The organism is Luteibacter sp. SG786 (assembly GCF_011759605.1).
Classification (GTDB): domain Bacteria; phylum Pseudomonadota; class Gammaproteobacteria; order Xanthomonadales; family Rhodanobacteraceae; genus Luteibacter.
This window is the reverse complement of sequence record NZ_JAAOYX010000002.1, coordinates 918,422-932,298: the sequence shown is the minus strand read 5'-3', so window position 1 is coordinate 932,298 and position 13,877 is coordinate 918,422. Positions and strand designations below refer to the sequence as shown.

Here is a 13,877-nt window from a genome sequence, read left to right as displayed (position 1 = left end):
ATCACCCTCTGAACATTTCGTCCCGAGGTGAGCCGCCCATTCTATATCGTTTTTCCTGTCCGTCAACACCCTCGTGATGCTTTTTTTCGAGGTGGCTGATGGCGCCGATATAGCTGCCGTAGCGTTCGTCGTTCGACGTGGGCCGCTGCGGGAGGGCGAATAATACGGATTCCTAAGAACGCCGCAAGAGCTTTTGTGAACTTTTTTTGAAACCCGCGTTAAATCAGACGGATGCGCGCGAAGTTTCGCTTGCCCACCTGGAGCACGCCCTCGAATCCGGCGGTGAACACCCGGGAGGCGTCTTCCACCACGTCGCCGTCGATGCGCACCGCGCGCTCCTTGAGCTTTCGATTCGCCTCGGAATTGCTGGGTGTGACGCCCGCGGCGGTCAGGAGTGCGGCAAGACGGAACCCCTCCGCGGGGGCCTGGATATCGGTCAAGGGAAGGAGCGACGTGTCGCCTTCCCCACGCACCACCGCGTGCCAGCCGGCGATGGCCTGCTCGGCCGCCGCGGCGTCATGGAAGCGGGTGGCGAGTTCGCGGGCCAGGCGCAGCTTCGCATCGCGAGGGTTGAGCGCACCGGACGCGATGTCGGCCTTCATGCGGGCCAGTTCGTCCAGCGACACCTCGAAGCTCAACAGCTCGAACCAGCGCCACATGAGGTCGTCGCCGATCTTCATCGTCTTCGTCACGATGTCGATGGCCGGCTCATTGATACCGATGTAGTTGCCCAGCGACTTGGACATCTTGTTGACGCCGTCCAGGCCCTCGAGCAGCGGCATGGTCAACACGATCTGGGGGGGCTGGCCGTGGTGCTCCTGCAGGGCGCGGCCCATCAGCAGGTTGAATTTCTGGTCGGTGCCGCCGAGTTCCACGTCGCATTCGAGCGCCACGGAGTCGTACCCCTGCACCAGCGGGTAGAGGAATTCATGGATGGCGATGGGCTGCTCGGCCTTGTACCGCTTGGCGAAATCGTCGCGCTCGAGCATGCGGGCCACCGTGTGCTGCGCGGCCAGGCGGATCATGTCGGCCGCACCCATCTTGCCGAACCACTCGGAATTGAAGCGCAGTTCCGTCTTTTCCCGGTCGAGCACCTTATAGACCTGCTCGGCGTAGGTTTCGGCGTTGACCAGCACGTCTTCGCGGGTGAGCGGCTTGCGGGTGACGTTCTTGCCCGTGGGGTCACCGATCATCCCGGTGAAGTCGCCGATCAGGAAGATGACCTGATGGCCGAGGTCCTGGAACTGCCGCATCTTGTTGAGGAGCACGGTGTGGCCCAGGTGCAGGTCCGGCGCCGTGGGATCGAAGCCCGCCTTGATGCGCAGCGGGCGGCCGAGCTTGAGGCGCGCCTCGAGGTCTTCCTTCTTGATGATCTCGTCCGCCCCGCGGGCGATCGACGCGAGGGCGTGCTCCAGCTCGTTCATGTTCTCTCTCTATGGATAGGATCTGCCGACCTTCACGAATGTATGTGAAACGGCCGTGGAGTTAATTGTGCGTTAACCGCAAGAACAGATGCAAAGCCTTGATGCGAAAGGCGTTGACGTCGTTTGCACAGGGCCGCTATGGTACGCGACAACACGGGGCGAGCGGGTACAAGAAAGACGATGAGTGTTCAGAACAGAGGCGCGCACAGCGCCCGCAAGCAGGCCATCCGGCGCAAGGCGCAGCGCCGTCATTCGCACTTCTACGACACCCGCGCCCACTGGTCCTTCAGTCGCAACGCCTCGGCCGAACCCCTGAGCTGGAGCCGTGAACGCTGGATCCTCGCCGGCACCGCCTTCCTCCTCGTCATTCTTTCCGCGCTCGTCATCCCCGCATGGGCCGGCGCCATGAAGAAGGAATCCGTGATCGCCGCCGCCCCGACGATCCACGCCGTGGTTCCGCTCGCCGTTCCGAAGATCGACCCCACCAGCGTGAAGCCCATCGTTCCCGTCGAGGAATGGCAGTCGGTGCAGGTGCAGCCCGGGCAGACGCTCGCGGACATCTTCCTCGCGCAAGGCCTCTCGATGACCGACCTCCAGCGCGTCATCGACGGCGCCGGCGGCAGCAAGGCTTTCCATCGCATCAATCCCGGCCAGGAATTCCAGTTCCTCATCGGCGGGGATCACGTTCTGAAGGGCGTCCGCTTCGATCAGGACGAAGCCAGCATCGCCACGCTGCGTCTCGACGGCGCATCCCCGCAGCTCACGGTGCAGAAGCGCGACGTGCAGCGGCGCGAGCACATCGCCCATGGCGAGATCGACAGCTCGCTGTTCGGCGCGGCATCGAAGGCCGGCATGAGCAACGCCATGGTGTTGAAGCTCGCCGACGTCTTCAAGTACGACATCGACTTCGTGCAGGACCTCCGTGTCGGCGACAGCTTTACCGTCGTCTATGACGACGTATATAGCGACGGCGCGTTCCTGCGCGAGGGCGACATCGTCGCCGCCGAGTTCGTGAACCAGGGCAAGCGCTACACCGCGTACCGATTCAAGAACAGCGACGGCAAGGTCGGCTACTTCAGCGAAGAGGGTCGTCCGCTCGCCGGTTCGTTCCTGCGTATTCCGGTCGACTTCACGCGCATCTCCTCGCAGTTCAGCGCCGGCCGCATGCATCCGATCCTCGGCAAGATGCGCGCGCACAAGGGCGTGGACTATGCCGCGCCCTCCGGCACGCCGATCCACGCGGCCGGCGACGGCGTGGTCAAGTTCCGCGGCTGGATGAACGGCTACGGCAACTTCGTCGTCATCCAGCACAATGCCACCATCAGCACCGCTTACGGCCACATGTCGCGCTTCGCCAACCTCCGCGTCGGCCAGCGCGTAAGCCAGGGCAGCACCATCGGTTATGTTGGCATGACGGGTCTCGCCACCGGCCCGCACCTGCATTACGAATTCCGCGTCAACAACGTGCAGCGCGATCCGCAGACGGTCACGCTGCCCAAGCCGGAACCGCTGCCCGCTGCGCAGCTCGCGAAGTTCAGGAAGGAAGTGGTGGGCCCGCAGCTTGCCCGCCTCAAACAGGTGGACAGCAACGTCAAGCTCGCCCGGGTCGACACCGGCACGTCCGGCAACGACTGACCCGTGACGGCCAGCAAGGACGGCCTCTACCTCGGCCTCATTTCAGGAACCAGCGCGGACGGCATCGACGCCGCGCTGGTTCGTTTCGCGAACGGCCAGCCGGCCCTCGTTGCCGGCATCACTCATCCCTGGGACGACGCATTGCGGCGCCGGATACTGGCCGTCGCGCAGGACGAGGTCCGTCTCGACCTGGACGAATACGGTCGACTGGACGTGGCCGTTGCCATCGCTTTCGCAGACGCCGCCCAGGCCGTGCTCGAAACGGCGGGGGTCGCCTCGGGCGACGTCACCGCCATCGGTTCGCACGGGCAGACGATCCGCCACCGTCCCGCTGGCGATCTCCCCTTCACCCTGCAGATCGGCGATCCCTCGGTGATCGCCGAGCGCACCGGTATCGACACCGTCGCCGACTTCCGCCGTGCCGACGTCGCCGCAGGCGGTCAGGGCGCGCCGCTGGTGCCGGCGTTTCACGCCACGGTGCTGCGTCCCGAGCGCGGCGCACGCGTGGTGCTCAACCTCGGCGGCATCGCCAACGTCACGCGGCTTTCGGCCGACGGCCACGTCACCGGATTCGACACCGGCCCGGCCAACGGCTTGATGGATGCCTGGTGCCTGCGCCATCGCGGCGAAGCATTCGACCGCGACGGGCGCTTCGCGGCCTCGGGCCACGTCGACGACGAACTGCTCGCCCAGCTCCTGGACGACGCCTACTTCGCGCTACCGCCTCCGAAAAGCACGGGCCGGGAACACTTCCACCTGGCGTGGCTCGACATGCACCCACGCGTAGCCGATCTTTCCCCCGAAGACGTGCAGTCCACGCTGCTGGCCCTCAGCGCGCACTCGGTGGCCGACGCCATTGCGCTCCATGCCGCCGATGCCATCGATGTCGTGGCTTGCGGCGGCGGCGTGCACAACACCGCGTTGATGCAGGCGATCGCCAGCCGTCTGGAAGGCCGGCCGCTGCATGTCAGTTCGGCGTTCGGTATCGATCCCGACGGCATGGAGGCCATGGCCTTCGCATGGCTGGCCTACCGCCGACTGCGTGGCGAGCCGGGAAACCTGCCCGCGGTCACCGGCGCCCGTGGGTTGCGGCTGCTCGGCGCGGTCTACGCCGCGCCGTCACCGTAATCGGCTCCCACAGGAAATCAGAACGATTCGGACGTTTTTGCGGGACGCAGCGACGCGTCGGCAAGCGTCGAGGGCGAAGCCTGGGCCAGTGCGGACAAGGCTTCCTGGAAGGCCGCCTGCTCCTCGGCGTCCCATGCGCCCGTAAGGTGCGCAATGTCGCCGGGTTCGAGCAAAAGCTCGTTGAACACGTCGCCGGGACTCAGGCCGAGCCCATAGCGCAACGCGTGCAGGATCACCTCATTGATCGACCAGCGGCGTTCGCGCGCGAGCGACTTGATACGCTCGGCCATCTGCTCGTCGATGTGTCTCACCACGATATCCGGCACGTGCGTGACCTCCTCGCGCATGCCCCCTGTGGCGGCGATCTTACACAGTTTTGGCCCATTGCGAAGATCGTCCGTCCGGCCTAACCCGCCCCGCCGCTCATTCCGTGAGGGAATCCACAGGTCGGGGCATGCGCCGCCAGAGCACGGCCAGCACCACCAGGGTGGGCACGATGGAAACCGTGCTCAGCACGAACAGCGACGGGTACCCGGCTTCCTTCACGAGGAACCCGGAGAAGCCGCCCAGCAACTTGCCTGGCAGGTTGGCCAGCGCACTCAACAAGGCGTACTGCGTGGCGGTGAAGCTGCGATTGACCAGGCCCGACATGAAGGCCACCAGTACCGGTCCGGCGAATCCCTGGGCGAGGTTGTCGCCGGAGAGCGTGGCGACGAAGGCCCAGGTCTGCCCGGGGTTCATCGCCATGATCAGATAGAGCATGTTCGACAACGCCACGCCGACGGCGGACACCGCCAGGAGACGGCGCATCTCGAAACGGGTGACGGCCCAGCCCCCCAGCAATGCGCCGACGATGCCGACGATCACGCCATAGACCTTCGACACCTCGGCGATCTGCGTCTTGCTGAAGCCCGTGTCGAGGTAGAAGGGATACGCCATCACCCCGAGCATCTGGTCGGGCAGCCGGAACAGGGCCACGAACAGAAGCAGGCCGAGGGAAAGCGCCAGCCCGTAGCGAGAGAGGAAATCCTGAAAGGGCCGAACGAAACCTTCCTGCACCGCCTGCCGCCATGGCAGGCGCTCGCGAACCCTGTGCTCGGGTTCACGAGCCACCAGCACGGTGACGATGGGGATGGCCAAAAGCGCGCAGATGGTGACGTAGCCGCCCTGCCAGCCGAACACGTCGGCAACGATGAGGATGCCCGCGCCACCGGCGATGAGCCCGAGGCGATAACCGAGGGTATACGTGGCCGCCAGGGCACCTTGCGCTTCCTGCGGCGCGATCTCGACGCGATAGGCGTCCACGACGATGTCGATCGTGGCGCCCGCCAGGGCGGCCACGAAGGTCACCGCCATGAACCGGGGCAGCGAGGCTTCCGGCGGCATCGCCGCCATGCCGAGCAGGCCGGCGCCGAGCAGCAGCAGTGCGAACATGAGCCACCCCCGGCGCAGGCCCAGGCGGCCGAACAACGGCAGCCGGAACTTGTCGACGAGGGGCGCCCAGACGAATTTGAAGTTGTAGGCGAAGGTGACGTAGCTGGCGATGCCGATCGCCCCATAGTCGACACCCGCTTCCTTCAGCCATGCGGAAAGCGTGTTGCCCACCAGCAGGAACGGCAGACCGGAGGCCAGCCCGAAGAACAGCATGGTCACCGCGCCCGGCTGGGCGAAGGCGGCGAACACGCCCCGCAGGCCCTTGTAGCGAACGGCTTCGCTCATCGATCAGTCGGCGTAGTCGACGGTGAACGGCGCATGGTCGGAGAAGCGCTCGTCGCGATAGATGGAGCAATCGCGCAGACGGTCGCGCAGGCCCGGTGTGACGATCTGGTAGTCGATACGCCATCCCACGTTGTTCGCGCGCGCCTGACCGCGATTCGACCACCACGTGTACTCGACCGCGTCGGGCTTGATGGCGCGGAAGCTGTCCACCCAGCCGATCTCCTTGAACAGGAGGTCCAGCCACGCCCGCTCCTCGGGCAGGCAGCCGGAATTCTTCTGGTTCGAGGTCCAGTTCTTGATGTCGTTCTTCGTGTGCACGATGTTCCAGTCGCCACACAACACGTAGTCGCGTCCGCTCGCGGCCCATTCGCGCAGGATCGGCGTCAACCATTCCATGATGCGGAACTTGTACTGCTGCCGTTCGTCGCCCGACGAACCCGATGGGATATAGAACGAGACAACACTGAGGTTGCCGTAGCGGGCTTCGATGTAGCGGCCCTCGCAGTCGAAGTCCTCGCGACCCAGCGACACGCGCACTTCGTCCGGCTCGCGCTTGGAATAGATCGCCACGCCGCTGTAGCCCTTCTTGCTGCGGGCATCGTGATAGAAGCAATGGTGGCCATCGGGGCGGAACATGGGATCGGTGAGTTGCGACTCCTGGGACTTCGTTTCCTGCAGGCAGACGATGTCGGCGTCCTGCTTGCGCAGCCATTCGAACACGCCTTTGTTGGCGGCCGAACGGATGCCGTTGGCGTTCAGGGAAATGATGCGCATGGGGCCTTCGATGGCATTCGACGATCCGCGCATCATAACCCGCTCGCGCCGGATGGCCGCGCTCCGACACAATAGCCCCCGTGAATCCCACCATCCACGTCCAACCCGTCGACGACACGCTGCGCCCCGCGGTGCTTGCGCTGGCCGTGCATCCCGAGCAGTTGCCCTTCGTCGGCCGCGTGGCGGATTCGCTGGCCGACGTGGCGGTGTGCCGCGACAGCGAGGCACTGGCGCTTCTGCACGACGGCGAGGTCGTCGGTTATGTGCGCATCGACCGGCACGCCTCGGCCCTCGGCGACCATCCGCTGGCCGACGGCGCGGTGGCGCTGCGCAGTTTCCTCATCGATGCGTCGAAGCAGGGCCGCGGCCTGGGCCTGGCGGCACTGGACGCCATTCGCCGATACGTGGCGGAGCGGCACCCCGACCGGGAACGGATCCTGTTGACCGTGAACGTCCGCAACGCGAACGCGGTGCGGGCCTATCGCCGTGCCGGCTATCGCGAGGGCGACGGGTTGTACCATGGCGGCAGCGCGGGTCCGCAGCATGTGCTCTGGCGCCCGCTTTCCCCTACGCCTTCCTGAAGAGACCGCCGTGCACGACTACCAGCGCGAATTCATCGAACTCACCCTAGCCCGCGACGTTCTCCGCTTCGGCGAATTCACCCTGAAATCCGGGCGCAGCAGTCCCTATTTCTTCAACATGGGACGCATCGACTCCGGTGCGGCACTCGCGCGGCTGGGGCGTTCCTATGCCGCGGCAGCCGTGCGTTCGGGCGTGCCGTTCGACATGCTGTTCGGCCCCGCCTACAAGGGCATCGCCCTTGCCGCGGCCACGGCCATCGCGCTAGCTGACGTCGAAGGCCGCGACGTTCCCTGGGCCTACAACCGCAAGGAAGCCAAGGACCACGGCGAGGGCGGTACCCTGGTCGGCGCCCCGCTGCGCGGCCGGGTGCTGATCGTGGACGACGTGATGACCGCCGGCACCGCCGTGCGGGAGTCGCTGGAACTCATCCGCGCCCAGGGTGCGGAACCGGCCGGCGTACTGATCGCGCTTGACCGGCAGGAGCGCGGCCAGGGCGAGCTTTCCGCCGCGCAGGAGGTCTCGGCACAGTTCGGCATTCCGGTCATCGCCATCGCCAGCCTGGCCGACGTGCTGTCCTACGCGGGCGAACGGCCTGAACTCGCCGCGGAGCATGGACGCCTGCTCGCCTACCGCGAGCAGTACGGCGTGAAGGCCTGACGAAAACGGCGACTGCGTCACGTGCCCGGCGGTGCTTGCCGGCCGGGCACAATACACGCACGCACGCTGGCTATACTCCGCACACAGGAGGGGGAAAGCATGCGAGCAGCGCGGTACATCCTGGTGGCGGCGGCGCTGTGCATCGGCACGGCGGCGTTCGCCGACCAGAAGAACAGCAACGCCTACCGTTACCGCTGGAAGGATGCTTCGGGCCAGTCGTATTTCAGCGACAGCCTCACCGCGGAAGCGCTGAAGGCCGGCTACGACGTGGTCAATGCCCAGGGCATGGTGGTACGTCATGTCGACAGGCAGCTGACCACCGAGGAACGCGTAGCCGCGAAGAAGATCGCCGACCAGAAGGCGGCCGAGGAGCAGGCCCGGCAACAGCAGGCGCGCGAGGATGCGCAGATGCTCAATGCCTACCCGACCGAAGCCGCGTTCGCGGCCGCCAAGAACGCCGAGCTGGACAACTTCGAGCAGGCGGCGAGGACAACACGGCTGAACCTCCAGGGGCAGGAGAAAGCCCTGGCAGACCTGCTCAGTCGCGCGGGCGACCTGGAGCGGGCCAAGCAGCCCGTTCCGCCCTTCCTCACCGACCGCATCGCCGAGCAGCGTGCCACGGTGTCCGCCCTGCGCGACACGCTGGCGCGACAGCAGGCGGCGAAGGAAACCGCCCGGCTGAACACCGACGCGCAACTGCGGCACTATCGTGCGCTGAAGGCGGCCTCCGCGAATTCCGGGCGTTAAGCGGCCGCCATCCCTGGAAAACCGCCCTTGCGGCGCTGCCTGCCTAGAACGGCAGCGCCAGGTTCCTGTCCACCGCCAGCAGGCGTTGCCGGAACGCCTGCTTGATGCGCTCCAGCGAACGGCTGCTATCCGCATCGAAGCGGAAGATCAGCGCCGGCGACGTATTGGATGCCCTGACCAGCCCCCAGCCGTCGCTCCAGTCGGCACGAATGCCGTCGATAGTGGCGATGCGTGCGTCTTCGAACGACGCGGTGGCACGGAAGGCCTCCATGAACCGGAAGTGCGCCCCTTCGGCCATCGGCATGCGCAGTTCGGGCGTGGACACGCTCTTCGGCAGGCCGTCGAAGATCTCGCCGACGCTGCGCTCCTCCGGATCGCCGGCGACAATCTCCAGCAACCTGGCCGCGGCATAGATACCGTCGTCGAAGCCATACCAGCGATTGTTGTCGGCGAAGAAGAAATGCCCGCTCATCTCGCCGGCCAGCGCCGCGCCCGTTTCGCGCATCTTCGCCTTGATCAGGGAGTGCCCGGTCCGCCACATCAGCGGCACGCCGGCGGCCTCCTGGATCACCGGTCGAAGATGGCCCGTGCATTTGACGTCGTAGATGACGGTGGCACCGGGATTGCGCGCAAGCACGTCCTGCGCGAAGAGCATCAACAGACGGTCCGGGTAGACGATCTCTCCTGCCTGCGTCACCACGCCCAGCCGGTCGCCGTCGCCGTCGAACGCCACGCCGAGGTCGGCGCCGATGGTGTTCACGGCGGCGATCAGGTCGGCCAGGTTGTGCGGGTCGGAGGGGTCGGGGTGGTGGTTGGGGAAGCGGCCGTCCACGTCGCAGTACAGGGGAATGACCTCGCAGCCGATCTCCTCCAGCACGCGCGGCGCTACCTCGCCGGCCGCGCCATTGCCGGCATCCACCACTACTTTGAGCCGGCGCTCGGCCGCCACGTCGCCGCCGATGCGGGACACGTAGGCGTCCAGGACCGATTGTTCGCGCCAGGTGCCGCCACCGTCGGTGGGCAAGCGTCCTTCCTCGATGCGACGGTGCAGGTCGGCAATGGCGTCTTCCGCCAGGGTCTCGCCGCCGATGACAATCTTGAAACCGTTGTACTCGGGCGGATTGTGACTGCCCGTGACCGACACGCCGCAGCCCGTGCCGAAATGGTAGGCCGCGAAGTACACCAGCGGTGTCGGCACCATGCCGAGATCGATCACATCGATGCCCGCCTCGCGCAAACCGTCCGACAACGCGCCGGCGAGCTCCGCACCGGAAAGCCTTCCGTCGCGGCCAACCACGATCTCGCGGAGGTTGGCCTCGTGCATGCGCGCACCGATGGCCTGACCGATGCGGTGGGCAACCCCGGCAGTGAGCGCCGAGCCCGCCACGCCGCGGATGTCGTAAGCGCGGAAGATCGAGGGATCGACCGCTTCCGTGTCGCGCGTGGGAGCCGGGCGCGGAGGCGGCGGTGCACTGGATGGCGCGGACGGCAGACGCGGTTTGCGTACCACGTCGGCCACGAGGATATCTTCCTCCGGCTCAGCCTCCGGCAGCGCGACAGCTTGGCGGCGTCGCGACCACAGCAGGAAGGCGCCGCCACCCAGGCCAACGAGGCTCAGCAGGATGGCCAGCGCTTCCGAATGCGGAATGACGATGAATGCACGCGGCATCGCGGCAAAGACATAGAGTGCGGTACCGGCCACCTGCTGCCCTTCCGGCTCGAGTTCGGCCGAACGCGCGCCGCGGAACAGCAGTGCCAGGCTGTCGCTGCCGGCGCCCTGGCGCAATTCGAGGCGTCCGCCGCCGGGCGAAGCGGCCTCGAAACGCCGGGCCACGTCGTCGAAGGGAAACTCCAGCCAGATCCAGGCCCGCACGGTGCCGTTGCCGCTCAGCGGCTCGACGATCGTCAGGCGCCGCTCGCCACGGTCCACGGACGTCGAAGCGGGCGGCACCCCGTCGCTGCCGAGAACGGCCATGAGCTGGGCCGCCTTCGCGTAACCGAACTCGCGATAGTTGGCGCGAACCACTTCGTCGAGGCCGCCGCTGTATACCTCCACGGCACGGGCGGCAGGCAACGCGGCGCGCAGCTGCGCCGCGGCCGCGGCATGATCGTCGATCGTCGCGGCAAGGCCGCCATCGGCCACCGCACGGTGCACCTGCTGGCGCTTGGCCGCCACCAGATCGCTCAGATCCCTCACGACCTGCCGTTGCGCCGCGCGCGTACGTTCTGCCGCATCGCCCTCATCGGCGATCAGCCAGGCCTGCCATGCGCAGAAGGCGCCGGCGACGATCAGCAGCGTGGCTCCCGCGAGGGGAATCAACCGACGCAGATCCGTTCCGGACAACCCCCTCGCCCCTCCCTCTTTTCGAGCCATGGTGCCCCTTGTGTCCCCTGAGATCAGCCTACACCGGTGGAACCGAATCCCCCTTCGCCCCGCTGCGAAGGAGTGAACCCGTCGACCACACGCAGGCGCGCCCGCCCCACCGGTACCAGCAATAGTTGCGCAATCCGGTCGCCAGGCGCGATGGTCACGTTCGCGTTTCCGCGATTCCAGCAGGAAATCATCAGCGGCCCCTGGTAGTCGGCATCGATCACGCCCACCAGGTTGCCCATCACGAGCCCCTGTTTATGGCCCAGCCCCGAGCGCGGAACGATCAGCGCGCACCAGGCCGGATCGCCGATATGGATGGCCATGCCGCTCGGAACCAGCAGGCTCTCGCCGGGCGCCAGCGTGACCGGCGCCTCGACGGCGGCGCGCAGATCCATGCCGGCGCTTCCCTCCGTGGCCGGTTCCGGCAGGGGGATGCTGTCGCCCAGACGCGGGTCGAGGATTTTCAGTTCGATGTCGATCAAGGGTGGGTTCCGGAGCCGGAGAGGAAGCGTTCGGCGATGCGCGCGACAAGCTGGCGGGCCAGGTCCGTCTTCGGCATCTCGGGCAGCGATTCGTCACCACCCGGCCAGTAGAGATGCAGTGCGTTGTCCGCCACTTCGAACCCCTTGCCGCCACCGACCTCGTTCGCGGCGATCATGTCGATGCCCTTCCTGCGCAGCTTCTCGCCCGCGTAGCTGGCAAGCTCGCGCGTTTCGGCGGCGAAGCCCACCAGGAACGGACGCCGTTCCGTCGCGGTCAGCGAGGCGATGATGTCGGGGTTCTCGGTGAGTTCGAGGTGAAGGGGGGCCCCCGATGCCTTCTTCAACTTGTGCTCGGAGGTTTCGCTGGGGCGATAGTCGCCGACCGCCGCGGCGCCGATGTAGATGTCTGCACCGCGAGCCGCGGACAGCACGGCCTCGTGCATCTGCCGTGCGCTGCGCACATCCACGCGGCGCACGCCCGGTGGCGTCGGCAGCGCTACGGGGCCCGCGACCAGCGTCACGTCGGCGCCGGCGTCGCGCGCCGCGCTCGCCACGGCGAAACCCATGCGACCGGAGCTGCGATTGCCGATAAAGCGCACCGGATCGATGTCCTCGTAGGTTGGCCCGGCACTGACGACCACGCGGCGGCCACGCAGCGGCTGGTCGCCGAACGAGGCGACCATGAGGTCTCGCAGTTCGTGCGGTTCGAGCATCCGGCCCGAGCCGATGTCGCCGCAGGCCTGGTCGCCGTCGGCGGGCCCGAGCACGCCGATGCCGCGGACCCGCAGCGTGCCCACGTTGGCCTGCACCGCAAGGCTCGCCCACATTTGCTGGTTCATGGCCGGAGCGACGTAGACCGGGGCCGCGGTGGCAAGAACCACCGTCGAAAGAAGGTCATCGGCGAAGCCGTGGGCCAGACGCGCGATGGTGTCGGCGCTCGCCGGCGCGATGAGAACACGCTCAGCCCAGCGGGCGAGTTCGATGTGCCCCATGGCGGCTTCGCCCTGTTCGTCCCAGAGGCTCACGCGGACCGGTTGTCCGGAGAGGGCCTGGAAGGTCGTGGGCGTGACAAAGTGGGTCGCACCTTCGGTCATCACCACGCGCACCTCGGCCTCGAGGTCGCGCAGGCGGCGGACGAGCTCGCAGATCTTGTAAGCGGCGATACCTCCGGTAACGCCAATGAGGATGCGACGCTGGCGAAGACTCATGACGAAATCGGCGCTCTACGGGAGGGTCGCTAGCTTAACGGATTCCGCCGGGCGACTCGGGGCGGTTTTTCAGAATCGTTCTATCGCCAGACGCCCCGCGCCAACCCTAACTTGTCTCTCGCGCCGTGCGATGTGCGGCACCCACAAGAGGCAACACGATGAAACCCGGGCCCGACGACACGTCCGCCGTTCGCGAAGCAACGATCGCACCCCCGACGTACCGGTCCCAGCCCATCCGCAGTTGGGCCACCCACGAACGCCCGCGCGAACGCCTCTACGCGCACGGGGCGTCCGCCCTTTCCGATGCCGAGTTGCTCGCGGTGCTCCTGGGCAGCGGCAGCGCCGGCAGCGATGCCGTCACCACGGCCCGCTCCGTCCTCTCCCGCGCGGGGGGCCTGGGCCGACTGCTTTCCGATGCCGGCGAGTTGCCGCCCATCAGTGGCTTCGGCCCGGTGAAACGGGCCCGCCTCATGGTCGCGCTGGAACTGGCACGCCGCGCACTCAGCGAGGGCCTGGTCGACCTGCCGCGAATCGACAATCCGCGTGACAGCGCCCAATACCTCCGGGCTCGCCTCGTGCACCTGCGCCATGAGGTCTTCGCCTGCCTTTTCCTCGACACCCGCCACCGCGTGCTGGCCTACGAGGAACTCTTCCGCGGCACGATCGACGGCGCCAGCGTCTATCCCCGCGAAGTGGTTCGCGCGTGCCTCCGCCATCACGCCAGCGCCGTCATCCTTGCGCACAACCACCCGTCGGGCGTGGCCGAGCCCAGCGCGGCTGATCTCGACATCACGCGCACCCTGGTCGACGCGCTGGCACTCATGGACATCCGGGTACTCGACCACCTGATCGTCGGTCACGGCGACCCGGTATCCCTGGCCGAACGCGGCCTCATGCAGCGGAACGTCGCGCTCTAAAAAAAAGACGGCGCGAGTGCCGCTCGCGCCGTCTTGGGTCACCTTTCGAGGGAGGGGGCAGGCGACCCGCCGTGCCGTTAGCCGGGGAGACACCGGGCACGGGGCGAATCATGACAAGCAGCCATGACAGCCGAATGACGCATCGCCGCACAGCCGGCGATTGCGTCGGGGCCGAAGTTATGCACATCGGCCGTTTTTCCCACTTGGACGTCACAGTTCCTGTTTACACGAAG

The 13,877-nt window shown here is 66.9% G+C and carries 13 protein-coding genes; 6 read left to right on the top strand and 7 right to left on the bottom strand.

Annotated features, from left to right (window positions below; genetic code table 11):
• Nucleotides 1-218: 218 nt before the first annotated feature.
• Complete coding sequence (gene tyrS / locus FHS47_RS15950; RefSeq protein WP_167030064.1) at nt 219-1,424, bottom strand: tyrosine--tRNA ligase; 1,206 nt, start codon at nt 1,422-1,424, stop codon at nt 219-221.
• Between the two features lie 180 nt (nt 1,425-1,604).
• Here tyrS and FHS47_RS15945 point away from each other — a divergent pair, with 180 nt between their 5' ends.
• Nucleotides 1,605-3,059 (top strand): peptidoglycan DD-metalloendopeptidase family protein, encoded by a 1,455-nt coding sequence (locus FHS47_RS15945; protein ID WP_167030062.1) that lies wholly within the window; start codon nt 1,605-1,607, stop codon nt 3,057-3,059.
• 3 nt (nt 3,060-3,062) lie between these two features.
• Nucleotides 3,063-4,187, top strand: coding sequence for an anhydro-N-acetylmuramic acid kinase (locus FHS47_RS15940; protein ID WP_167030060.1), 1,125 nt, complete (start codon nt 3,063-3,065; stop codon nt 4,185-4,187).
• A 17-nt stretch (nt 4,188-4,204) separates the two neighbouring features.
• Here FHS47_RS15940 and FHS47_RS15935 read toward each other — a convergent pair whose 3' ends face one another.
• From FHS47_RS15935 to FHS47_RS15925, 3 genes are all read right to left on the bottom strand, one after another.
• Entirely contained in the window at nt 4,205-4,534 is a 330-nt protein-coding gene (locus FHS47_RS15935) for a ribbon-helix-helix protein, CopG family (protein ID WP_208382065.1), read from the bottom strand.
• 76 nt (nt 4,535-4,610) lie between these two features.
• Nucleotides 4,611-5,906, bottom strand: coding sequence for an MFS transporter (locus FHS47_RS15930; protein ID WP_167030058.1), 1,296 nt, complete (start codon nt 5,904-5,906; stop codon nt 4,611-4,613).
• 3 nt (nt 5,907-5,909) lie between these two features.
• Nucleotides 5,910-6,680, bottom strand: coding sequence for an exodeoxyribonuclease III (locus FHS47_RS15925; protein ID WP_167030056.1), 771 nt, complete (start codon nt 6,678-6,680; stop codon nt 5,910-5,912).
• An 80-nt stretch (nt 6,681-6,760) separates the two neighbouring features.
• Between FHS47_RS15925 and FHS47_RS15920 the strand changes: the two genes are divergently transcribed.
• The 3 genes from FHS47_RS15920 (at nt 6,761) to FHS47_RS15910 (ending at nt 8,666) form a co-directional block, all read left to right on the top strand.
• Nucleotides 6,761-7,261 carry a GNAT family N-acetyltransferase gene (locus FHS47_RS15920; RefSeq protein WP_167030055.1) on the top strand — a complete coding sequence of 167 codons (501 nt, stop codon included), beginning with the start codon at nt 6,761-6,763 and terminating at the stop codon, nt 7,259-7,261.
• Nucleotides 7,262-7,271: 10 nt separating this feature from the next.
• Nucleotides 7,272-7,919, top strand: a complete 648-nt coding sequence (gene pyrE / locus FHS47_RS15915) for an orotate phosphoribosyltransferase (RefSeq protein WP_167030053.1) — start codon at nt 7,272-7,274, stop codon at nt 7,917-7,919.
• A gap of 99 nt (nt 7,920-8,018) precedes the next feature.
• On the top strand, nt 8,019-8,666 hold the full coding sequence (locus tag FHS47_RS15910; RefSeq protein ID WP_167030051.1) for a DUF4124 domain-containing protein: 648 nt from the start codon (nt 8,019-8,021) through the stop codon (nt 8,664-8,666).
• A 43-nt stretch (nt 8,667-8,709) separates the two neighbouring features.
• Here FHS47_RS15910 and FHS47_RS15905 read toward each other — a convergent pair whose 3' ends face one another.
• The 3 genes from FHS47_RS15905 to coaBC are packed head-to-tail and all read right to left on the bottom strand — an operon-like array spanning nt 8,710 to nt 12,727.
• Complete coding sequence (locus tag FHS47_RS15905; RefSeq protein WP_167030049.1) at nt 8,710-11,040, bottom strand: phosphomannomutase/phosphoglucomutase; 2,331 nt, start codon at nt 11,038-11,040, stop codon at nt 8,710-8,712.
• Nucleotides 11,041-11,063: 23 nt separating this feature from the next.
• Nucleotides 11,064-11,519 (bottom strand): dUTP diphosphatase, encoded by a 456-nt coding sequence (dut, locus tag FHS47_RS15900; protein WP_167030047.1) that lies wholly within the window; start codon nt 11,517-11,519, stop codon nt 11,064-11,066.
• Entirely contained in the window at nt 11,516-12,727 is a 1,212-nt protein-coding gene (coaBC, locus tag FHS47_RS15895) for a bifunctional phosphopantothenoylcysteine decarboxylase/phosphopantothenate--cysteine ligase CoaBC (protein WP_167030045.1), read from the bottom strand. Before coaBC ends, dut begins: the two co-directional genes overlap by 4 nt.
• Nucleotides 12,728-12,885: 158 nt before the next feature.
• Here coaBC and radC point away from each other — a divergent pair, with 158 nt between their 5' ends.
• Nucleotides 12,886-13,644, top strand: coding sequence for a DNA repair protein RadC (gene radC, locus FHS47_RS15890; protein ID WP_167030043.1), 759 nt, complete (start codon nt 12,886-12,888; stop codon nt 13,642-13,644).
• The last annotated feature ends 233 nt before the right edge of the window (nt 13,645-13,877 follow it).

Bases quoted from the DNA above. Each gene is read 5' to 3' on its own strand.
- tyrS (WP_167030064.1), bottom strand. From the start codon at position 1,424: ATGAACGAGCTGGAGCACGCCCTCGCGTCGATCGCCCGCGGGGCGGAC.
- FHS47_RS15945 (WP_167030062.1), top strand. From the start codon at position 1,605: ATGAGTGTTCAGAACAGAGGCGCGCACAGCGCCCGCAAGCAGGCCATC.
- FHS47_RS15935 (WP_208382065.1), bottom strand. From the start codon at position 4,534: ATGCGCGAGGAGGTCACGCACGTGCCGGATATCGTGGTGAGACACATC.
- FHS47_RS15930 (WP_167030058.1), bottom strand. From the start codon at position 5,906: ATGAGCGAAGCCGTTCGCTACAAGGGCCTGCGGGGCGTGTTCGCCGCC.
- FHS47_RS15925 (WP_167030056.1), bottom strand. From the start codon at position 6,680: ATGCGCATCATTTCCCTGAACGCCAACGGCATCCGTTCGGCCGCCAAC.
- FHS47_RS15910 (WP_167030051.1), top strand. From the start codon at position 8,019: ATGCGAGCAGCGCGGTACATCCTGGTGGCGGCGGCGCTGTGCATCGGC.
- FHS47_RS15905 (WP_167030049.1), bottom strand. From the start codon at position 11,040: ATGGCTCGAAAAGAGGGAGGGGCGAGGGGGTTGTCCGGAACGGATCTG.
- coaBC (WP_167030045.1), bottom strand. From the start codon at position 12,727: ATGAGTCTTCGCCAGCGTCGCATCCTCATTGGCGTTACCGGAGGTATC.
- radC (WP_167030043.1), top strand. From the start codon at position 12,886: ATGAAACCCGGGCCCGACGACACGTCCGCCGTTCGCGAAGCAACGATC.